Raw genomic sequence first — 21921 nt, 5'->3', positions numbered from 1 at the left:
TCTTGATCAGAATTAATACTTGTGCTTATCTTCAAAATCTATTTTTATTTTTGCTCTTTTACATCAGCCATTTACATAACTCCTCCCTGTTTGATTTATATTTAAATATGCTAGAAAGTATAAAATGAGATTGTTGTAATGTGACTTTTCTATTATTTTTTTCTGAAATGTTGTTTTTAAAATTTGTATTATCCATGGTCTTTTTAATGGCTCGTTAGGTGTAATAATTTGTATTTTTATTTTTGGTTTTTCTGGTTCAGTAGCAAGTTGAAATCGATTAAATTAAGCCTTTTCTAACGATTTTGAACATCCCATCATTTATTTCATCATTATTCGTCCTTATCTATTGTTGTTGTTTTACTGTTTAGCTGTTTCTAAATTTATAATCCCATTGTAGGTAACTTGAATTGTAATCATATCTTAATAATTGCTAAATTCTAATATAGATGATTCATCAAGTACAATTTCTTTTTGTTTCTCTAGTGTTTGTCATATTCTGACATTTCCCATCCATGTACTTGGTGGAGAAAACATAAATTTTTCTAAATCTAAAATAGGCATGATTATTTCTTCCCATTCAATTTCGCTTTCTTCCTCCTCCACTTTTATTCTTGATTTCGTCATAAATATCTGAAATCGATAACTCCTCTTTAGAATCTTCAAGTGCACGTATTTTGTAATGCCCAAATATATTTTTCATCAGACTACGAACGCTTTTGCCCTAAATAATATTTTCAGAAAAATCATAAAATGTTAAATCAACCAGAAGTATGCGATATTGTTTTTCTGATAATGGATTTTCTGAATCGTAAGCACTCAGCATATGAATCACTAAATTACATTCAAAACTGACATTTTTTTCATTACTTTATTTTAAAATAATACGTAAATCTCTACTGTGTTCAGTTTGTAATAGAATGTAACTCCTTCATAAAAATAGAATCATCTATTTCTCAAATCTTGCCAATGTAAAATCTTGTTGAATAAAAACTTTAGATGCGATTACTTGCTTTGTCCGTCCGCGTAAAATGGTTCATCAATTTCTTGTAATACCCTTTTAGCACGAGCTATCATGTTATCAACATATTCTAAAAACATTGTTGAAAACACGTCATTTGGATAAGATTGTGCAATCCTTTTGTTTCCTTCTAATTCTTGTAATTTCCACTATATAACTAAAAGCATTTTCCAATCAATTTCTTCATTTTACTTTCTTTATAATTGTGCTTGAAGTGAAACTTACCTGCATATAAGCACTTTTTCCATTTGTTCTTTATTATAATAGTAAAATTACTTCTTCTCCTTGATGTTTATCATATAATACATATGTACACTACTCAGCTCCAATACAAAACTCCTCCTCTATTTGTTTTATGCATTTCTGTGATCGGCAATCCTTTGAAAAAGATGTAAATGCGCTCCAGCAATAAATAACATTCTTTTGGTTTCATATGTGCCATGTAATATTTTAATCCTTCATTTGTCTCCACTTCCCAAACAGTTCTCCCACTTCTACTGGATTGCAATACATATTAGATTAAATTTCGGTCGAGACAAAAACCAAGAATTTTATTAAAATGTTCTTCTCCAACTGTTTATTTCTTCCCAATTCCCTTCATCCTCTCTTGAATTCTATAGCACTTCCTTATATACTCCAACAATTAAATTCGCACGCGATTCGTTCAAAATCCTTTTTTCAACTTTCTTTGTCGTCCAGGTGATTTCATTTGGTTTCAGATTCATTATTTCTTACTAGATTAATAATTTTCTCTGCATATGCATCAGGATTCTCCGAAATCATTGACATAGAAGAGTATTGTTCCTTTCCTTCTTCGAATACTTCAGATTACCACCGACACAAGATAATTGCAAACCCGCCGCCATTGTCATAATACCTAAAGGGGAGGTTCCCGCCACTTGAGAAGTATCAGTTCAGTAGATTTGACATAGCGTGCAGTGTTAAATATTTAGGCTTAACAAATTTGATAATATTTACATTATTTTTTGAAACACGTTGTTCAATGTATATAAATGAGCGTATATAATTGTTTACATTGTTTCACGTTTTCAAACCATTTTTGATCCAATAAAACCATTACAATTTCTGGGGTTTTTTCAATGATTTAGGAGAGCTTGTAGCAAAATAGAGGTCCTTCACTTTTACTCAGACGTCCAACAAACAAAACCACCTTTTTATTTTGCAAATTTAATTCTTCTTTACATAATGTTTAATCTCTTTTCCATTTACAGTCCAAGCCGGAGATGGTATTCATTTAAATCTGTACCTGAATATACTGTTTTTGTTTTAGAATTTGCTGTCTTAAAGCGCGAGGTAATTGTTTCTCCAATATAATCACTACCTGTATACAATTTTCTAAAACAGCTTTAATACGCGTTTTTCACCTTCTTGATCACCATTCTTTGTTATATGCGAAATACTTCATTATGCACACTATTGTTCTTGTATTTGTTGTTGATTTAATTTAAAAACGCAATCCACTAGGGCGACATAGTAAAGGAATCACATCAAGATGCTCATTTTCAAGCTGCTCAAGAATATCATGAAGATAACCCTCTTCTGCAAAGCGTATATATCTTACACCACTCTTTTTCTTCCGTTTTTAAATTGATCCAAGTCGGAGATAACTGTTACATCATTTCCTTTAGAAGCAATAATGGAGGCGACGGAACCTATATAAATTTGAATAGCACCCCCTCTCACGGCAGTACTGGTAGCTTTTCAGTAGCAATTATTGCAATTTTCATTCTTTTCCCCTCCCTATTTCATAAAAAATACAATTTTTTTCAATATATGTTGCTTAAATGTTTTTTATCAGTTTGTGAATTAGTCAATGTTTTTTCATTCTTTACAATTAAATTAGGAAAGTATTGTCATTTTTTGTTTGATAGGCGAATGTCTCAAACAAAATGCACACAGCAAATGGTAAAGAAGGTAAGAGAATACAAAAGGATGGTGACATATTTGAAATCACGATAAGGAAGCAATGGTATAATTATCACCCGGAAGAGGAGAAAAATTAATATCATTAGCAGAAAGCATGATTAAAACATTGGGATATTCATACAACTCTACAATCGAACTTATACAAGGTGGGCAACTTACGTCTTAGGTGGAAAATTCATACTTCAGATGGACCATTTTGTTTAAAGAGAATTCATCGCCCTGAAAGAAGGGCTTAGCTTTCAATTCATGCTCAAGATTATCTTTCTAAAAAAGGCATGCGTGTTCCAAATATAATTCCTAATAAAAAGGAGCAACTCTATACAAAAATACTATCCATTTTTATTTGTTTTATACGAGTGGATTGAAGGTAGACCTTTTGAATTGGATTTATGCAAGAAGATCTAGTTGATTATGAAGGGATTAGCAGATTTTCACTTAGCTTTCCGTATTGGTTATAAGCCACCACCAGGTAGTACCCATCTTTGGCTAAAATTAGTCGTTGTACTAATCATTATATTAAAAGATTTCAAATGCAGATGAGGTTTGGAAAAACCTATCTGAGACCTTGATTGATGACCCTTTTTCACAACTATACTTAGCTGAAATCGATCCTTTTATTACAGAAGCAAAACTTACTTATCAACGTTTATTAGAGTTCAGCGAATATCGAAAGTGGATGGAAGAATTACGAGCATCCCCCAATTTATGTCACTATGGATTATGGAACAGGAAATCCTTTTACTGGATACGAATAATCAAATTTGGGTAATTGATTTAGATACCGTTTCGTTCGATCTACCGATTCGGGATTTACGCAAAATGATTATTCCTTTATTAGAAGATGTTAAACAGGTACATGGAACGAAGACCAATTTAACATTATGATTAATGCATATGAATCAGTTTCTCCTTTTAACAGCCGAGCAAAAATCATGTTTATTGATATGCTATTTCCCTACGAATTATATGATGTAATCCGTGAAAAATACGTTAGAAAATCACCACTACTTGCTGCTGAACTCACCGAAGCTATTATGGAGTATGAAAGGATAAAGTCAAGGGCTCTGAATATATTAATAGATAAATTTTAAGTCGATTGATTGTTCGATATGTTAAACTAAATCTACTATTTAAAATTTAATCAAAATATTTCTACGATTCCTAAAGAAAAGTGTGATTTTATGAGGCACATTCCATATGTCTAAGTTTTATGAACGGTTAGGAAATGCGATATTAGAAGAGATGTTCCAATTGAATTTGATACAAGAAATACCTAAATCAAAACAATCTAGTTATCCTTAATAATAAAATGAGGTTAAGAAATCTTTCTTATATAAATAAAGTAAGGTATTTTCTACTGTGGCACATGTAAAGTTATGTGTTAAACTAGTTCATAAATCACGTACACTTATAGTATTTAAATTTGACGTATATAAATAAAAGCACGACATAAAATAATCTGTACCCTTTGTAAAGGACATTTTGAAAAAGTTAGGCAACATCAAGGAGATGATTTCTGTATCCAACAGGAGTCATCTTTTTTAAATTCCATTGATATCTATAGTGATTATAGTACGTCATATATTTCTTAATCTCTTGTTTCAACTCAGTAAAAGACTCGCAAGGTTTTATATGTGCTTCATCTTTCAGATGACCAAAAAATGATTCCGGAGCGTTATCCCAACAGTTTCCTTCTTGACATAGATTGTCCGAGCTTTAGCTTTTTGACTAATTTTTGGTAGGTAGGGCTTGTGTAGTGGGCTCCTTGATCTGAATGAATATATGCACCGTTAGTCAATCGAATCCTCTTATTCCGTTTTAGTTTATGAAGAAGCTGTTGTTGATGATGTCCAATGTCATCTGTTCTTGAAACAGCGGTAAGCTAAAATTTCATTGGCTGAGCTATCTAAAATTGTAGATAAATAAGCTCTTTTATTCTTACCGTAAACTAAATAAGTGATATCTGTAAGAAGTGTTTTTCCTGGTGTTTTTGTTTAAATTCGATTTAATTGATTCGGCACTCACTGATGTTCTTTGAAGCTTTCATTCTTTATAAGGGTTTGCTTTCCGAATCGGACAGACAATCTCATATTTCTTCATGATTCTACGGATACGCTTTTTTAAATTGTAGACAAACCCCTGAAAATGACCCGCCAATGTCATTTTTATTTGACGAGCCCCTTTCTTTCGATTTCTAAATCGAAGTGCTTTTAATATGATTTTTCACGATTTCATCTTGATCGTTCTTTTGTTTCCGTTGTTCTTGAGATGAAATGGAAAATAATTATAGTATCCGAACGATGGCTCCGTAGCTACTACACAAGTAACTCACCATATTTCTTAAGTTATACTTTTTATGATGACAGAAAAATCAGATATATTTCTGACTAGGTGATAACGTTATTTCCTTCATCCTCCCTTCCATAAGTTTGATCTTTTTTAACAATTCATTTTCTGCCTTTAGTAAGTTCCGTTGTTCGGCTTTAAACGAGCATACTTTCTTCTAACGTAAGCCTTCTCAAGAGTTCCTTCTCCTGCTTGGTGTATCTCGTAAACCAAACATAACTGGTTTTTCAGCAGCACGCCATCTACTTCCTGATGATAATTCGTTTCATTCCAATCATATCTATATCAAAAAACCACATTCTTCAAAAATATTTCGGGGTAGTTTTCCCTTTCGCATTCTCCTCAATAAAAATACGCTTAAATTCATCTGTATAAGTGATACCTTTCTGACTTACAGATTTTATATATGGGTTATTTGATAGAATTTGAATGTCTCTTTCTGTAAATAGCTTTTTTGTCATTTTAACCTTCTCCGATTCCAATTTTCTCTCATTATACAAGAAATACCCTATAGAATAGACTTTTTTTCAGTGTCTATTCTATAGGGTACATTTTAAAATTGTCATGCTTTTTATTTTCAATCAATAACTTCTTTAGATTTAACCTGTTACAGAACCCTTTACTCAGTAAAAGACTGTTTTACTTGTTAACAGAAAGATAAATCTTTCCCTTTTGTTCTTGAATTTAATCAAACCATTTGTCGCTACCAGAAATCTATTTTCTGTTATGTAAATCAAAGCATTCATCATAATCCTAAAAACTAAAATAGGACAGTAATTTAACACTTGTACCACCTGCTTTATTCCTATCTTAAACATAAAAAAGCCTTGGCGACCAAACCAAGACTTTTCAAGGACCTAATAATATGACAAGAACGAGAATCAGAACCACCCGAATTCTTGTTCTTTAACCCCTGTCTTACAACCTCATTTTACTATACGTATTCCGAATTTCCAATCGCCTATAAATCTACTATTAAATACTGCTCTAAAAATGAAATCAAGAGGTGAATCTTAACTTCTTTAAATATGTAGAAAAAGTACTTTTTACAGTTTCAAAATTGTGAGCAAATGTATTGTCTCCACTTAACGATGTGATAACAGTTAATCCTGCTGCTTTTATAAAATGTTTTACATCTACGAGCATAGATATAGCCTCCATGAATTTAATTACGCTAATTATAACAGAAGTGTTGCGACTGAAACATGGAGGGAATAAACAATTTCCCCGAAAAGATTGAATTTCCAATCTCAACTTGTTTAACCTATAGGGCTTGAGGGAACGGCACTTGGAATTATATTTTAATAAAATTTAAAAAACTGCCCTATTAAAGGACAGCTTCAAATATGTATTTTTACACTTCGATTGATTTACCATCTTCAACGATATGGTAAAGTAAGTGTGCTAAATGATGAATTGGACCATTTTCTTCCTCTTCTTCATTTGTCTCACCTTGGAATTCAAGATCATTTAAGTATAGTGCTAAAAATTGATAGAACAATTTCAAATCAAATCCGTAGCAAGCACTTGGTTCTTCATGATCTCCTTCATATTGTAACATTAAGTATTGCTCGTTTCCTTCTGTATCTTCAGCATCAAAGAATACGAAGAAACCAACGTTTGTATCTAAATCAAATAGATGACGAGTACCTTTTTCTGTTGCTTTCTCGAAGTCCTCTTCACTTAATTTATGTACTGTTGTTGCCTTTGCATTATCCTCTTGATGAAAATTTACTGTAAATGATTTCAATGCTGACACCTCCTGATTGTATAACAGTAGCATAACAGATTAGACAACATAATACAAAGGGACTGCTTACAAATGTAAACAGTCCCCTGTATTCATTTCCGCATTGCGCGGAATATAAAGCTTACGATGAAAATCAAAACAATCGCGCCTATTAAAGCCGGAACAATCGCATATCCGCCTATAACAGGTCCGAATTTACCAAGTAACGCTGTACCAAGCCAAGAACCGACAATACCTGCAATAATATTACCGATTACACCGCCAGGTACATCCTTCCCAGTAATTAAACTTGCAAACCATCCTAATATACCACCAACGATTAAAGACCAAATCATATCATTTCCTCCTTTATAATTGACCAATAAAAATTATAATCAGAAACAATTGCTTACCATTAGTTATGTTACATTTTTCGTAAGTTATTCGTCTTATGAAAATCATTCAAATCTGCTCACCCTTTTAAGGACAATCTGGCTTCAATATTGTTCTCATAAATTCGTCTTTAAACGCTTGATAATTAAATTCAACGGCAATTTTTTGTATAGGACGATTATCAAACGTCGTTGGCTCAGCTATTTTTCTAAAATCTGCAACACTTTGACCTCTCGTTACATCATTCGTCGTACTAATCCAAACTGCTGATTTTTTATATTCAAAAATATCATCATTTATAAATGAAATGAACGGAAGTAAATCGTGAATCGGACTCCCAGCAATACCTGGATATTCTTTTTTGTAAAAGTTCTCGTAATAAAAATCGATCATTGGCTTTATGAGTTTCGCCTGCCCTGTTCCTTCTTTAGCAATAATATCGACCATTTCAGGGGTAATAAGAGCACGCTGCGTTACATTTAACGGATATATTGTAGCATTCTGCGCATATTTCATAACGATATTCGCGGCAATTGGATCGCCGTAAAAATTAGCTTCTGATACAGGTGTAACGTTTCCCGGAAATAGAAAAGCACCGCCCATTATATAATAAGAACATACTCGATTCATTAAATTGGGGTACAATAAAAATAATGTTGCAAGTGTTGTTAATCGTCCCGTCGCGACTATAATAATATCTTCTGGACAAGGCTCAATTAATTTAATCAATTCACAAAAATTTTCTCTGTCACAAATTCTCATTTTAGGTGGAATAATTGGACCTAAACCGTGATCCCCATGAATTTCAGGGAAAAACAAAGGTTCTTCAGCTGTCATTGGTCTACTGGCACCTTCAATAATCTTCACTTTTGTAGCATAGTATCTTTCTAAAAAATAAACATTTTCCGTAACAATTTCTCTTGATACATTTCCATACTCTGCAACGATACCTATAATATCTAATTTGCATGTTTTATTCGCATAAATTAACGTCACTGCATCATCAATACCAAAATCTCCGAAAAAGATTATTTTTTTATTAACTTTCCTCACCCCTCTCCAGCATAATCTACTATCATTATTATGCGAAAAAGACAAGGTGGTGAAACAGAGATAATTAAAAAAGCCGCCTATTTATTGGCGACTTCAATCTTTTTATAAGATAAATATGCTAGTATACTTTTGCTTGAATCATATTTCGGATTATTCCCTTTTCTTGGTTCTCTCATATGTGTTTTTTCAAACCCAGGAATGTCAGGCATTTTCTCTAAAAATTCAAGCATCTCTTCCTCAGTTCCCTCAATACGTACACGAATCATTATTACTATTCCTCAATTCTCATTTTCTCTGTACTAAGTATATCGTACATCAGAAAGACTGCAAGAAATTTATCTTTTTAATGTTGAACTTTTTTTACATACGAACAGTGCCATTTCAGTATAAAACGATTCTATTTTATTGTTTTCAAATTGAATTTTGAAAAATTCTTGCATTTCATTTGATGTTTTCATCATACACTCTGTTAACTTTACACGTTTTTGCATAGGAACATCCATCATATCGCACCACCAATCAAAATCGAACTTCTTGTCAAAAGTATGACATGACTGCATTTGCAAACCATGTTTTTCTAATAAAGTAATCCATTCTGTTTTTTTCAAAGCTCGTTCATGGCTTGGATCTCTCTTCTTTTCGATAAAGTTATAAAATGTATCAAACTCATTATTTTCTGGTGAAACGTTATCAATTAATATAAATAACCCATTATCTTCTAACGTTCGATTTACTTCAAAAATAAATTGCAAAGGATCAACAAAGTGATGTGCTGCAATTCGGCATGTAATTGTATCAAAGGATTCATCAGCAAATGGTAACCTTTCTGCATGTCCTGCTACAAATGATACATTTTCATGTCCGTTCCCTTCTATAAAACCTTTTGCTTTTTCTAACATTTTTTCTGTTAAATCAAGAGCGACTACCTCTTTGAACATTGGGGCTAACAAATTAGCAACATGTCCGCCACCAGTAGCAATATCAAGAAGACGAATATTATGACGAGTTTCAACTTGCTGAACTACATATTGTAAATCCAGTCCTTTTGCATGAATTTTACTTTTCACATACTTCTCTGCATTACTACCAAATTGTTGTTTCACAAGTTCTTCTTTACTCATTTTTATCATCTTCTTTCTATAAAGTATTATATTTAATTTATAAGTGCTCTTTATATAATTTCAAATCCTCTTTTAGGCTCGCCTCTTGTATTAGAGTCCTTCTATCAAAAAAATTTTACTTTGTTATTTTTAAGTACAAAACAAAAAAAGTTATGGGAACTTATCCCACAACCCCAGAAAGTATCTCTTATATTTGAGAATCTTCTTACATATCTAAATAACTTATATCCCCCTGTAACTTCACAAGAACTTCTACTTCGCTATTAGTAGCCTCTCTTGCATGCAATCCATATTGATCCATGCCAATCCATATCCACCCAGGACTATTATAAAGAATATCTATGTTGAAATGCTCCAACTTAGTAAGTTCTGATCTAATAAATTTATCCCTACTAGCGATTTGCTTATCAATTAAACCATATTCTTTCCCATTTTCAAATAGCGCTATCATCTTTCCTGCAAGTGGATGTATACGAACAATAAAGTGATATTCCTTTTCATTTATATTCACCACAATCGTACTTGAATCAGGTACATCACATCTAGAATTAGGCATATTCATATCGATCAGCTCCTTTATTGGTTTCACCAACATCATAACAGATGAATATTTAAATATTATTAATATAGTGTAAAAAATATAAAAGCTGACTTCCCTTTAGAAATCAACTTTTACACATTGCTTATCTTTAAACTTTTTACAAATTTTATAATGTTTCTTTCTCTTCATCATTTCCGGAAACTAAATCTCCTAAAACATCCAGCGTAACTTCAACTACAAATTCACAAATCCCTGCTACAACTTCTCCAATTACTTCCTCCATCTTTCTACCCCCTTGTTTTATGGAACTTATTTGTAGTATAGGAGATATTGGTTAATTTTAACTATCGGCAAAGGTGACAAAAACATTACAGATTTGTAAGCTATTTCAATGTTTTTTAATTTTATACTTCTCCCCTTTGAAACTTTAAGTATTATTAACAACCAGATAGGTCATCATAATATAAAGTATTTAAGAATCCTAATTTAAAGGAGGCGTGTAAAATATACTACGTAAAATTAATTAAAGGTCAATCTTTCTATGCTTTTGATCATCGATTCTTAGTGTCTCATGAAGAAGAGGTTTCAGAAAAAATTTTTAATTACTTACGCCGGAATGAATTCTTCGAAGTACGTAAAGAAGAATATTCTGCCTAAAGTATGAAAAGCATCAAAAAATGACTCTCATAATTGGGATTTTTTCTTGATGCTTTTATATTATCTCCCTTTATTCAACATTACTCCTCAATTCTCTTAAAATCTTATAGTATATGTTCAAGCTAATTCATCGTTACCTTCATATTTTAGTATATGAGGAGGTGACGAATATGACTCATATCATTGATTATCAAGCTACTCAACCTTTAAATAAAACAGGTGAAACAACTTTTGTAATTCCCTATTCCCCAGAAAAAGCAATTCTAGCAAGTATTAAATTAAAAATTTCAAGAAGAGATTCACGTAATAATCGAGTAGAATTAATTGCTACAGTTGGGGTTAAAGGTATAACTGAGATTTCACAAGTTTTATTCCGAATTTTCCGTGACAATACAGAAATCTTCAACGCTCAAGTAGGGATTGAATCTACAGATTCTGAGCAATTTTACGCGCAAACATTTCAAGCTATAGATCAAAATGTTAGCTGCGGGACTCACGAGTATTCATTAACTGTAGAAAACCTTACTAGTGGTGCAAGTGCAGACATTGTTGGTCCTCTGTCTTTTAGCGGTTTAGCTATTGGACAAGATCATAAGTGTTGCTAATTTAATCTATTTTGGTTTTTTGAGAAAAGTAAGACGTATTATCTGCGTTCTTACTTTTTTTTATTTTCCCCACACTTACCTTCCCTTTGAATTTACTTGTGAATTTTTTGTATTTTTAGTTACCCATTGTATCACTTAATTCATCATTTTTTTACAAATCAAAAAGATTGAAATCCATTAATGAAACACGTAATATAGACTCTGACTCTAAAAAAGTTCGTTAAAAATAATACATAAAATAAGGAGGTTTTATATACGAGTTTTTCATTTTAAAAGACGGAGAGGTTTTACATTATGTGGCGTAATAAAAATGTTTGGATTGTGTTAATTGGGGAGTTTATTGCTGGTCTAGGGTTATGGCTTGGTATTCTTGGTAATCTTGAATTTATGCAAAAATACGTCCCTTCTGATTTTATGAAATCCGTTATATTATTTATCGGACTGTTAGCTGGTGTTCTAGTTGGTCCAATGGCTGGGCGTGTTATTGATCAGTATGAAAAAAAGAAGGTTCTTCTTTACGCTGGATTTGGTCGTGTGATTAGTGTTATTTTCATGTTTTTCGCTATTCAATATGAAAGTATCGCATTTATGATTGCTTTTATGATTGCACTTCAAATTTCAGCGGCATTTTATTTCCCTGCATTACAATCTGTAATCCCACTCATCGTTAGTGAGCATGAGCTATTACAGATGAACGGTGTACATATGAATATCGGTACAATCGCTCGTATTGCAGGTACTTCACTAGGTGGAATTCTTTTAGTTGTAATGAGTTTACAGTATATGTATGCCTTCTCAATGGCAGCATACGCTTTATTATTCCTCTCAACTTTCTTCCTACAATTTGAAGATAAAAAATCCGCTACATTAAGTAAACAATCAGCTAAAGATAATAGTTTTATGGAAGTATTTCGTATTTTAAAAGGAATCCCTATTGCTTTTAAAGCACTTATATTAAGTATTATCCCTCTTTTATTTATAGCTGGATTCAATTTAATGGTTATTAACATTAGCGAAATGCAACATGACCCAACAATTAAAGGATTCATATATACAATTGAAGGTGTAGCGTTTATGTTAGGTGCATTCGTTATTAAACGTTTATCTGATCATTTCAAACCTGAAAAGTTACTATACTTCTTCGCATTTTGTACCGCTTTTGCACACCTTTCGTTGTTCTTTAGCGATATTAAATGGATGGCACTTGCCTCATTTGGTTTGTTTGGATTTAGTGTTGGTTGCTTCTTCCCTATTATGTCGACAATTTTCCAAACGAAAGTCGAAAAAAGCTATCACGGACGTCTCTTCTCATTCCGTAATATGTTTGAAAGAGTTATGTTCCAAATTGTCTTACTCGGCACAGGCTTCTTCTTAGATACGATTGGATTACAGTATATGGTTCTAATTTTCGGAGTCATTTCATTGGTAATTATATTTATTTCCTTATCTAAACAGAAACGATTTGAAAAACAAACGTCGCAATCTGCGAATTTATAAAACTAATACTTCTTAAGAATGGATCCCGTATTTTACTGGGTCCATTCTTTTTGAATTTCAAGGATTAAAATCTATTCTCTTTATGTAGTTCAAATATTTAAAGGATTATCTCCTACTACTTTCGAATAAAATAAATTATAGATTTTTCAAAAAGGAGCTGTGGAAATGTCTGATGGCATCCAATTATTAATTATCCTTCTTTTTTCATTGATCATGTTTGGTGTCCTTAATTTTTTAGCCATTTCCTTATCTCAAAATAACTTTAAAAGAAGGATTGTTGCAGGTTTCCTATTTTTATTGTTAACTCCCATTATCTTTTTGACTACTACAGCATTCACCTCTATATTCGATAAAGGTGGTTTGGGAGCAGCTAACCTAGTCTTCGTTATTGTAAATGTATATATTGTAAATGGAATTGTCATTCTTCTTTCCGCTTCATTTATCCTCAAAAAACATAACATAAGATAGAGAACTAGGCATGAATCTAGCATTACACTAGATTCATGCCTTTTTATTTTGAAAATCTCACCTTTCTCCAAATTTTTATGTGAAATTTAATAATTCTTTATAAAAATTTAAACTTTATTTTTTACAATATTCCTATCGTATTCGCACGTTTATAAAAACTAATAAGAAAGGAGTACACAATGAAAAAGTTTCTATTTATTTTCCCTATATTAATCGTTCTACTTAGTGGATGTAGCAATAATGATATATACGGCTCTTGGGAAGTCATTGATAATAAAAAAGGTGAATGCCCTGTATATTATAAATTTGAAACAGTTGTAAAAGAAGAAAAGAAAGAAAAGGTTGTTCACAATTTAGTGGAAATGCAAACAACAAATAAAAAAGAGGATTTATTTAAAGGATCGTTTGTTAAAAATTCTAACTTGTATCGTATTGATTATGGTAACTCGTTTACATCGGATCAATCTTTAAAAGTTGTCGATAATAAATTAAATGTATACTTTTTTACAACTGAAAAAACATGTACATACAAAAAAACAAACAAATAATTGTCATTTATAACGTGGAAAATATTTTCTGCGTTATTTTTATTTCCTCCTTACTATCCTCCCTCTAAATTTGTCAATCGTTTTAATTTTCATAAAAAAATGATAAAATGTAAACATGTGTTTTCAGAATAATTAAAAATACAGAAAGAAAACACTGTTTTTAGGAGGGGTTTTGATGACTTACACTTTAGCAACTAGAATGAAAGCATTCCAATCTTCTATATTTAGTGAATTAGGGGCCTATAAAAAAGAGAAAATTGCAGCAGGTCATAAAATGATTGATTTAAGTATCGGGAATCCTGATATGCCTCCTGCTGATTTTGTGAGAGAAGCTATGGTACATACTGCGAGTGAAAAAGAAAGCTACGGATATACATTAACTGGTATTCAAGAATTTCACGAAGCTGTAACTGAATATTACAATAACACTCATAACGTTAAATTAAATGCTGAAAAAGAGGTTTTATTATTAATGGGTTCACAAGACGGGCTCGTTCATTTACCTATGGTTTTTGCAAATCCAGGAGATATAATACTAGTTCCTGATCCAGGATATACAGCTTATGAAACAGGCATTCAAATGGCCGGTGCAACATCTTACTACATGCCATTAAAAAAAGAAAATGATTTCTTACCTAACTTAGAAGTTATCCCTGAAGAAATCGCCAATAAAGCAAAGATGATGATTTTGAACTTCCCAGGAAATCCAGTTCCAGCAATGGCACATGAAGATTTCTTTAAAAAGGTAATCGCATTCGCGAAAAAACATAATATTATCGTTGTCCATGATTTTGCTTATGCTGAATTTTATTTTGATGGTCAAAAGCCAATTAGCTTCTTATCTGTACCTGGTGGAAAAGAAGTTGGCGTTGAAATTAATTCTTTATCTAAAAGTTATAGTTTAGCTGGTAGCCGTATTGGTTATATGATTGGTAACGAAGAAATTGTCGGCGCGCTTACGCAATTCAAGTCTAATACAGATTACGGTGTGTTTTTACCAATTCAAAAAGCTGCATCCGCTGCATTACGACACGGCGCTGCATTTTGCGAAAAAAACCGTAGAATTTACCAAGAACGTAGAGATACTTTAGTGGACGGATTCCGCAAATTCGGTTGGAATGTCGATAAACCAGCTGGAAGTATGTTCGTTTGGGCTGAAATTCCGAAAGGATGGACTTCGCTAGAGTTCGCTTATGCACTTATGGATCGTGCAAATGTCGTTGTCACACCAGGCCATGCATTTGGTCCTCATGGCGAAGGTTTTGTACGTATTGCACTTGTTCAAGATAAAGTAGTATTACAAGAAGCAGTTGAAAACATTAAAAATAGCGGTATTTTCTCTATTGAAAAAATAGAAGAATTAGTTAAGAATTAATAATAACTCCCCTGCTTAACTTTAGCAGGGGTATTATTATTCCTGGAGGTACGATATGAATATTAAAGATACTCTTCCCCATCGCTATCCATTTTTTATGATTGATAAAATTACAAACGTTAAAGAATCTCAATCAGCTACAGGATACAAACTGATCACAAATAACGAGTGGTTTATTAATGAAAATCAAAACTATATGCCTCATATGCTAATTGTAGAAGCACTGGCTCAACTTAGTGCTTTTGTAAGTACAGGTGAATCTGAAGGACTTGGTTTCCTCTCCTCTTTAGATGGGGTGGAATTTCATGAAAATGCGTATCCCGGTGATAAACTTGACTTACATTATGAATTAACACGTAACAGACGAGGTTTTGTTCTTGGGAAAGGAATTGCCTCTGTAAACGGTCAATCAATCGTTACCATTGAAAAGCTATTAATATATCAAGCTGATTAAACAGATTACATAGTAAGGGGTAGGGAAATGCGGAATGTTATTGGTATTGATGCTGGGGGAACATTAACAAAAATTGCTTACTTTAACGAAATGAACAAATTAGTTTTTGAAAAATTTTATTCATATGAACAAGAAAGAATTAAAGAATGGCTTCATAATAATAATTCAATTACACAATTATGCATTACAGGTGGTAAAGCTAAACAGTTAGAACAACTCCTTTCAAGTTCATATAAAATAGTAGAATTAAACGAGTTTGAAGCTACTTTAGCAGGAGTACGATACATACTAAAAGAAGAAAAACGTGCTATAAACAACTTTGTACTAACAAATATCGGTACAGGTACTTCCATTCACTATGTTCACGACAAACAATATGTTCGCGCTGGTGGAACTGGAGTTGGCGGTGGTACTATTATGGGTCTTTCAAAACTATTAACAAATATAGATCATTTTGAAGACGTGATTCCGCTTACGAAAATTGGTTCAAGAAACAGTCTAGATATTACAGTTGGAGATATTTATGGCGGGATTCTCTCCCCTCTTGATAATAACTTAACTGCTAGCAATTTCGGAAAAGCGACCATTACAGACTCAAATTATAGTAGTTCAGATATACTAGCTACCGTTCAAGGACTTGTCGGTGAAGTCGTCACAGCATTAAGCCTTCAATTCGCCGAAGCAAAAAACATTGACCATATCATTTACATCGGTTCTACTCTATGTAATAACGTACATCTTCAAAATATTATAAGTAGCTATACAGAATATCAAAACAAAATACCTGTCTTTTTACAAGACGGCGGTTATAGTGGTGCGATTGGTACTTTACTTCATGGTATGAAATAAAAAAGCTGACTTTTGTCAGCTTTTTTGCAATGGTACTTCAAATTCAATAATTGATTCCCCATTCTCACCAATTCGTTCCACACTAATTCTATTGATTACACAGTTCAACTTCTCATGAAAACTAGGAATATCCTTCGCTATTTCAGCCGCTAACTCTGTGCTATGTTTTCTCCCCACTGTTACATGTGGTATGTATGGAATATCCGTTCTAAAAAATTGTAGTAAATGACCTGTATACAATCTATCGTGCAATTCTTCTATTTTTTCTTTCCCTCTTTCAACTTCCAAAAATAGATACTCTCCCTTGCTACTTATCCGGTTAGCAAACTCAATTTCAATCGTATGAATCCCTTTGGACACATTCAGAATATGTAATTTCAGATCATCATTCGAAATGGAACTTTCAAACGGGAATACAATTGTTATATGAGGAGGAATTAATCCAAATAAAGGATCATACTTTTCTCTCATACTTTCTATTTCATCAATGGGCATGTTATGTAAAAACAGTAGAATTGTACGCATTTTTATATCCTCTACTTTCCATCAAATTTTTTTATATTTATCATATTGTATGGTACCTTTCATTTCAACAAATCATTTCCCTTTTACAGAAAAAATAGTAAAAAGCACCACTTGCATATAAAAATAAAAACTTCTCATTTGAGAAGTTTTTATTTTTATATCACATGATTACTATTCCCGCGCCAAACTTTCCTAAATTTTATATAACAAGCAATTCTCCACGGAATAATATACGATACTGCAACTACGTAAAATAATAAACCTATTGTTTGCTGATCTAAGTCAACAATATATTGTCTTGAACCATATCTTAAAATAACAATTCCGATAAAAGTAATTAAAAAGGCAGCACTTTTTTTCGTATAAATGTTTCCGTCTTCTCTTCGTTCATAGTTTGTTAGAAATATAAGTGGGATTGCGAAAATCACCCCAATGGATGCTGCTATAGTCACTTGTAATATAGCTGGATGTACTGGACCAAAAAACAATAAAATACCCGGTGTTAAAAATAGTAATGGCCACAAAATACGTTTTCCCGTTCCCTTTATCGGCTTATACATAGAACGATATCGTCGCCAAAAAATTAGCAGTGCCACGCATAAAAAGACGGTTATTAGTGAAGAAGTATCTCCCATTGTCTTCCCTCTTTCTATAATAATCTAACAATATTTTAAACCGTTTGCTCAAATGAAACTTTACGAATAAATATACTACTAGTTATGATATATAGAATGGTTAATCCAATTGAAATCACAGTAAAATAGGGAATATCTATTAAAGATAGATCGCTTGTAAATAATAAATCTTTTATTCCTACCTCACCATAAAGCACACTGTTTGTTGTTAAAAAAAGTGTTCCACCAATCATAAAACCGATCCACTTAAATCGTTGTTTAAAAACAACTACTACTTGAAAGAAACATGCTGTCGTAACATAAAATAAAAATTGTAAAATAAACTGTTGTGCTAATAGTTCTCCAAAACTAGCATTCCCCATATTATATTTTATATCTTGTAAAAACATTACTTGAAGTAATGAAAATAGTCCGGATTGCAGTACAATATAACAAATCGCTCCGATAAAATATTGTATCCTTGTCACACCAAATGAAATGGCTAAACGAAATAAATCATCTTGTATGATGAAAGTACTCCCTATTATAAACATCATAATTGCTATAGAAGGATTATTGATAAATTCAGGTAAATAACCAATTTTCATTCCATATAAATTAACAGCATTCATAGCCCCTTTTATTAATAAAGCTGCGATCCAAAATATTAAAATTGCCTTATAATGAAAATTTATATGTAACTTCAACTGCTTCATTAACATCGTCATTTCACTTCACCACCAGTTATGTGAATAAATAGTTTTTGTAATGTAATTTCATCAACTGCTAATCCTTCTTTTTCAAGAGAGTAATAATCTTCATTAGTAAATTCTTCCCATATAACAGCAATGCCCTTATTTCCATAAACTTCTCGATTTATAACTTTTTTATTAATCGAAAACGCATCTACTTTATCTTTTTTCCCTGAAATTATATGCCCCTGTTGTAATAAATCTTCCACCGATGATTGAACAACTAGTCTTCCTTCTTTTATGATAATTACGTCTTCAATAACATGGGTTACTTCTTCTACTAAATGTGTTGATAATATAATTGTTCGAGGATACTCACCGTAATCTTCTAATAGTAAACTATAAAATAACTCGCGATGTGCTGCGTCTAAACCAGTAGTTGGTTCATCAAAAATTGTAATTGGTGCCCTACTTGCTAGGCCCTGAATAATCCCTACCACTGTTTGCATTCCGTGTGATAATTTATGATATTTCTCTTTCATATTAAGCTGAAATTTACCTGCCAGTTCTTCAGCGTACTTCTGATTCCAATTTTTATAAAACATGTTACATAACTTAAAAATTTCTTTTACTTTATAACTTAAAGGCGCTTCTTCTTTCACTCTAACAAAACAAATGCTTCGCATCGCTTTACTATTTTCAAAAACATTTTCGCCAAATATAGATACACTTCCACTACTTGAAATAATTTGTCCTGCAAGAAGGTTTAATAATGTTGTTTTCCCCGCTCCGTTTCTTCCAAGCAAACCATATATTTTATGTCTTTCCAATGAAATTGTTACTTCATTTACAGCTAGTTTCTTTTTATATTTTTTCGTTAAATCTTTCGTTTCAAGTGCAAACATTACTCTTTCCCCTCCTTCATAATTTTGTGTATCATGTCCATCAATTCGTCTTTTGATATTTCTAGTACTTTTGCTTCTTCCCACACTTTAGGTAAATACTCGGTCATAAAAGTATTTTGTCTTTTTTTTAGTACGACTTCTTTTGCTCCCTTTGTAACAAACATCCCGATCCCTCTCTTTTTATATAAAATCCCCTCATCCACTAGTAGATTTACTCCTTTTGCAGCTGTAGCCGGATTAATTTGTAACATCTTCGCAAATTGATTTGTCGATGGAACTTGTTCTTCTTCAAGCAATATGTCTTTTAAAATATCAGATTCAATGGTTTCTGCAATTTGTATGTATATTAACTTATTTTGTTCTAAAGTAGGTTTCACGATTTCACCACCTTAAGTTCATAGGTTCATTACTTATGTAATTAACCATAGCACATCGTTATATTTTTTTCCATAATTTTCATCGAAAAAGAGTCATTCGATAATGAATGACTCCCTTTAAAAATGTTCGTATTTTCAATCATGAAATAACCCCATCTCCCTCCCTATAACTTAGATTCCCGTACAGGATGTCCATCAAAAAATTGCTTTCGAAAATCTTTATTATTAACTAGCTTTTCTATTTTTTTTTGATTGCCGTAAAAGAAGTTCATTACGATTCCCCTATTCCATATAAGATCATCCTTTGGCAAATCATTAAATTCTTTATAGAGTATGGGTAAAAGTTCTTCTCTTTTCAATGCAAAACTTTGATTTTCAACCCGAAACTCCTACCCTTTCGCATTCGGTACTAAAACTGCAAGATAAATAGCATTAAAGAGAAAATTCTTCTTCATCGTATCCTTCCCATCAAACCAATACGTCTCAATCATTTCTTCTGTAAGATTTCCATTCTCTTTTGCACCATATTCCACTTTAATATTTTCATTTTCTAAATTTAAACTTTGAACTGTTTCACCACCAGGTAAGTTTTTAACAATCGCAAACACGTCGGAATTATTCCCAACGTATGTCCCTGTATATTTTTTAAAAGCCCCAGGTTCAATATGTGGTATTTCTTTTATTTGTTCCCCATTAGAACAAGCAGTACCAAATATAAAAATTGTTAGCATAACACCTGCTATTCTATTCATATACTTCATTAGACACCCCCACGTTCTATTTATTATCCAATCCATACAATGTATCCTTTTAAATATACGCATTTTAATCAAAATTAAAAATTTTCACTTTTTATGTTTACAATTATCCATTAATTGTATATACTTACTAACGTAAGAAAAATATTCTAAAAGGAGGTCGAAGGAAATGATGAAATTACAATTACATGCTTTAACTTTAGCGTTAACTGCACTTGTGTTTTTCGGACAATTAAATATGAATTCGACCACCCTAATGGAGAATTGAAAATCGTACTTTATTTCTATTAATTCATAAATTCGCCACAGGAGGTCGTATACTTTCCTGTGGCTTTTTCACGCCTAGCCATAGGAGAACGATACCTTCCTGTGGTTTTTTTATGCGATTTTTTAGTCTCTTACATTATTTTTTTAAGAAAGGAGCAACATTCGATGACTATTAACGTATTGTTTTTAAGTATTACGATTCAAAGAAATACACTTTCCAAAGCTGAAATTCTTCATAATGAGCAAATTGCAAAAGCAATGGATCGTGTTAAGGAGCGCCAAGCACATTATTGCGATCACTTGTAATTCCTTTTCGAAAGGAGGAATTCGATTATGACTTTTCATATTTTCTTTTTTACGACTGCACTTCAGAAAAAAACTTTATCTGAAGCTGAAATCTTTCGTAAACAACAATTAAAACAAACTATGGATAAAATAACGGACATTAAAAGTTCATATTATACACAAATGTATTAACTTTTTTTTAAAAGGGGTAATAACCTAATGAAATTTAAAGCTTTCTTTTTAACGATTACCATTCAAAAACGTAAACTTTCAAAAGTTGAAATTTATCGTGAACAACAAATTAAAAATATTATGGACGAAGTAAAAGAACGACAGTCCTCTTATTACAATCGTCTTTACTAATTAAATTATAAAGGGGCAATATCCTAATGAAATTTAAGGCTTTCTTTTTAACTATCACCATTCAAAAACGTAAATCTTCAAAAGCTGAAATCTTACGTGAACAACAAATTAAAAATATTATGGACGGAGTAAAAGAGCGTCAGTCCTCTTATTACAATCGTCTTTACTAATTAAATTATAAAGGGGCAATATCCTAATGAAATTTAAGGCTTTCTTTTTAACGATTACCATTCAAAAACGCAAACTTTCAAAAGATGAAATTTCTCGTGAACAACAAATTAAAAACATTATGGACGAAGTAAAAGAGCGCCGGTCCTCTTATTACAACCGTCTTTACTAAATAAATTATAAAGGGGTAAAAATCCAATGAAATTCAGAGTATTTTTTTTAACTATTACCATTCAAAAAAATAAACTGTCTGAGTCTGATATACTTCATGACCGACAAATTGAACAGTCGATGGACAATGTAAAAGAACGACAAAGTCATTATTGTAGTCACCTGTAATTCCTATTCGAAAGGAGGAATTCATGT

Annotated in this window: 26 protein-coding genes and 4 pseudogenes; 15 read left to right on the top strand and 15 right to left on the bottom strand. The window is 32.0% G+C overall.

Annotated features, from left to right (window positions below; genetic code table 11):
• Positions 1-435: 435 nt before the first annotated feature.
• Positions 436-624, bottom strand: a pseudogene (locus NSS74_RS27930) (hypothetical protein); the annotation flags it as partial.
• A gap of 2347 nt (positions 625-2971) precedes the next feature.
• On the opposite strand from NSS74_RS27930, the pseudogene NSS74_RS09550 reads away from it, so the two are divergent.
• A pseudogene (locus tag NSS74_RS09550) lies at positions 2972-4056 on the top strand (CotS family spore coat protein).
• A 400-nt stretch (positions 4057-4456) separates the two neighbouring features.
• Here NSS74_RS09550 and NSS74_RS09545 read toward each other — a convergent pair.
• The 8 genes and pseudogenes from NSS74_RS09545 to NSS74_RS09510 form a co-directional block, all read right to left on the bottom strand.
• Positions 4457-5772, bottom strand: a pseudogene (locus tag NSS74_RS09545) (IS3 family transposase).
• A gap of 538 nt (positions 5773-6310) precedes the next feature.
• Positions 6311-6457: a hypothetical protein gene (locus NSS74_RS09540; protein WP_002142171.1), complete on the bottom strand. Its 147-nt coding sequence runs from the start codon at positions 6455-6457 to the stop codon at positions 6311-6313.
• 208 nt (positions 6458-6665) lie between these two features.
• Positions 6666-7061: a hypothetical protein gene (locus tag NSS74_RS09535; protein WP_002084959.1), complete on the bottom strand. Its 396-nt coding sequence runs from the start codon at positions 7059-7061 to the stop codon at positions 6666-6668.
• 92 nt (positions 7062-7153) lie between these two features.
• Complete coding sequence (locus tag NSS74_RS09530; RefSeq protein WP_002013368.1) at positions 7154-7396, bottom strand: GlsB/YeaQ/YmgE family stress response membrane protein; 243 nt, start codon at positions 7394-7396, stop codon at positions 7154-7156.
• Positions 7397-7520: 124 nt separating this feature from the next.
• Complete coding sequence (locus NSS74_RS09525; protein ID WP_002142172.1) at positions 7521-8486, bottom strand: nucleoside hydrolase; 966 nt, start codon at positions 8484-8486, stop codon at positions 7521-7523.
• Positions 8487-8563: 77 nt separating this feature from the next.
• Entirely contained in the window at positions 8564-8752 is a 189-nt protein-coding gene (locus NSS74_RS09520; RefSeq protein WP_002065918.1) for a DUF3970 family protein, read from the bottom strand.
• A gap of 69 nt (positions 8753-8821) precedes the next feature.
• Complete coding sequence (locus NSS74_RS09515; RefSeq protein ID WP_002142173.1) at positions 8822-9607, bottom strand: class I SAM-dependent methyltransferase; 786 nt, start codon at positions 9605-9607, stop codon at positions 8822-8824.
• A 205-nt stretch (positions 9608-9812) separates the two neighbouring features.
• On the bottom strand, positions 9813-10169 hold the full coding sequence (locus tag NSS74_RS09510) for a hypothetical protein (RefSeq protein ID WP_002142175.1): 357 nt from the start codon (positions 10167-10169) through the stop codon (positions 9813-9815).
• Between the two features lie 483 nt (positions 10170-10652).
• Here NSS74_RS09510 and NSS74_RS09505 point away from each other — a divergent pair, with 483 nt between their 5' ends.
• The 8 genes from NSS74_RS09505 to coaW all read left to right on the top strand — a co-directional run bounded on the left by NSS74_RS09505 (position 10653) and on the right by coaW (position 16601).
• On the top strand, positions 10653-10805 hold the full coding sequence (locus NSS74_RS09505) for a YqbF domain-containing protein (protein ID WP_080001761.1): 153 nt from the start codon (positions 10653-10655) through the stop codon (positions 10803-10805).
• A gap of 170 nt (positions 10806-10975) precedes the next feature.
• Positions 10976-11410, top strand: a complete 435-nt coding sequence (gene exsC, locus NSS74_RS09500; RefSeq protein ID WP_002142176.1) for an exosporium protein ExsC — start codon at positions 10976-10978, stop codon at positions 11408-11410.
• 294 nt (positions 11411-11704) lie between these two features.
• A complete protein-coding gene (locus tag NSS74_RS09495) occupies positions 11705-12907 on the top strand; it encodes an MFS transporter (protein ID WP_002065912.1) in 1203 nt (400 codons plus the stop codon).
• A 165-nt stretch (positions 12908-13072) separates the two neighbouring features.
• On the top strand, positions 13073-13375 hold the full coding sequence (locus NSS74_RS09490; RefSeq protein WP_002136836.1) for a hypothetical protein: 303 nt from the start codon (positions 13073-13075) through the stop codon (positions 13373-13375).
• A gap of 179 nt (positions 13376-13554) precedes the next feature.
• Positions 13555-13923: a hypothetical protein gene (locus tag NSS74_RS09485; protein ID WP_002142177.1), complete on the top strand. Its 369-nt coding sequence runs from the start codon at positions 13555-13557 to the stop codon at positions 13921-13923.
• Positions 13924-14098: 175 nt separating this feature from the next.
• The gene (locus NSS74_RS09480; protein WP_002142180.1) at positions 14099-15298 is read left to right on the top strand and encodes an LL-diaminopimelate aminotransferase; all 1200 of its coding nucleotides are present in this window, start codon (positions 14099-14101) and stop codon (positions 15296-15298) included.
• 55 nt (positions 15299-15353) lie between these two features.
• Positions 15354-15752, top strand: coding sequence for a 3-hydroxyacyl-ACP dehydratase FabZ family protein (locus NSS74_RS09475; protein WP_002142182.1), 399 nt, complete (start codon positions 15354-15356; stop codon positions 15750-15752).
• A 27-nt stretch (positions 15753-15779) separates the two neighbouring features.
• Complete coding sequence (coaW, locus tag NSS74_RS09470) at positions 15780-16601, top strand: type II pantothenate kinase (RefSeq protein WP_002142183.1); 822 nt, start codon at positions 15780-15782, stop codon at positions 16599-16601.
• A 15-nt stretch (positions 16602-16616) separates the two neighbouring features.
• Here the strand turns inward: coaW and NSS74_RS09465 are convergent, their stop codons facing one another.
• From NSS74_RS09465 to NSS74_RS09440, 6 genes and pseudogenes are all read right to left on the bottom strand, one after another.
• Complete coding sequence (locus tag NSS74_RS09465) at positions 16617-17126, bottom strand: 2'-5' RNA ligase family protein (RefSeq protein ID WP_002142184.1); 510 nt, start codon at positions 17124-17126, stop codon at positions 16617-16619.
• Positions 17127-17281: 155 nt separating this feature from the next.
• Positions 17282-17761: a CcdC family protein gene (locus tag NSS74_RS09460; RefSeq protein WP_002136841.1), complete on the bottom strand. Its 480-nt coding sequence runs from the start codon at positions 17759-17761 to the stop codon at positions 17282-17284.
• Positions 17762-17796: 35 nt separating this feature from the next.
• On the bottom strand, positions 17797-18468 hold the full coding sequence (locus NSS74_RS09455; protein ID WP_002142185.1) for a DUF4052 family protein: 672 nt from the start codon (positions 18466-18468) through the stop codon (positions 17797-17799).
• A complete protein-coding gene (locus tag NSS74_RS09450; protein ID WP_002142187.1) occupies positions 18465-19337 on the bottom strand; it encodes an ATP-binding cassette domain-containing protein in 873 nt (290 codons plus the stop codon). The genes NSS74_RS09455 and NSS74_RS09450 overlap by 4 nt, the downstream gene beginning before the upstream one ends.
• Positions 19337-19714 carry a GntR family transcriptional regulator gene (locus tag NSS74_RS09445; protein ID WP_002142189.1) on the bottom strand — a complete coding sequence of 126 codons (378 nt, stop codon included), beginning with the start codon at positions 19712-19714 and terminating at the stop codon, positions 19337-19339. The genes NSS74_RS09450 and NSS74_RS09445 overlap by 1 nt, the downstream gene beginning before the upstream one ends.
• 164 nt (positions 19715-19878) lie before the next feature.
• A pseudogene (locus NSS74_RS09440) lies at positions 19879-20475 on the bottom strand (DUF4825 domain-containing protein).
• Positions 20476-20904: 429 nt separating this feature from the next.
• On the opposite strand from NSS74_RS09440, the gene NSS74_RS09435 reads away from it, so the two are divergent.
• The 6 genes from NSS74_RS09435 to NSS74_RS09410 are packed head-to-tail and all read left to right on the top strand — an operon-like array spanning position 20905 to position 21894.
• Positions 20905-21045: a YrzI family small protein gene (locus NSS74_RS09435; protein WP_340813451.1), complete on the top strand. Its 141-nt coding sequence runs from the start codon at positions 20905-20907 to the stop codon at positions 21043-21045.
• 27 nt (positions 21046-21072) lie between these two features.
• Entirely contained in the window at positions 21073-21216 is a 144-nt protein-coding gene (locus tag NSS74_RS09430) for a YrzI family small protein (RefSeq protein WP_000142704.1), read from the top strand.
• A 27-nt stretch (positions 21217-21243) separates the two neighbouring features.
• Positions 21244-21387 carry a YrzI family small protein gene (locus tag NSS74_RS09425; RefSeq protein ID WP_340813450.1) on the top strand — a complete coding sequence of 48 codons (144 nt, stop codon included), beginning with the start codon at positions 21244-21246 and terminating at the stop codon, positions 21385-21387.
• A 26-nt stretch (positions 21388-21413) separates the two neighbouring features.
• The gene (locus NSS74_RS09420) at positions 21414-21557 is read left to right on the top strand and encodes a YrzI family small protein (RefSeq protein WP_002142196.1); all 144 of its coding nucleotides are present in this window, start codon (positions 21414-21416) and stop codon (positions 21555-21557) included.
• Between the two features lie 26 nt (positions 21558-21583).
• On the top strand, positions 21584-21727 hold the full coding sequence (locus NSS74_RS09415) for a YrzI family small protein (RefSeq protein WP_002142198.1): 144 nt from the start codon (positions 21584-21586) through the stop codon (positions 21725-21727).
• Positions 21728-21753: 26 nt separating this feature from the next.
• The gene (locus tag NSS74_RS09410; protein ID WP_033716369.1) at positions 21754-21894 is read left to right on the top strand and encodes a YrzI family small protein; all 141 of its coding nucleotides are present in this window, start codon (positions 21754-21756) and stop codon (positions 21892-21894) included.
• The last annotated feature ends 27 nt before the right edge of the window (positions 21895-21921 follow it).

This window comes from Bacillus sp. FSL E2-8868 (genome assembly GCF_038005505.1).
GTDB lineage: Bacteria > Bacillota > Bacilli > Bacillales > Bacillaceae_G > Bacillus_A > Bacillus_A mycoides.
The sequence above is the reverse complement of the archived record's forward strand: the minus strand, read 5'-3'. Positions and strand labels throughout refer to the sequence as shown.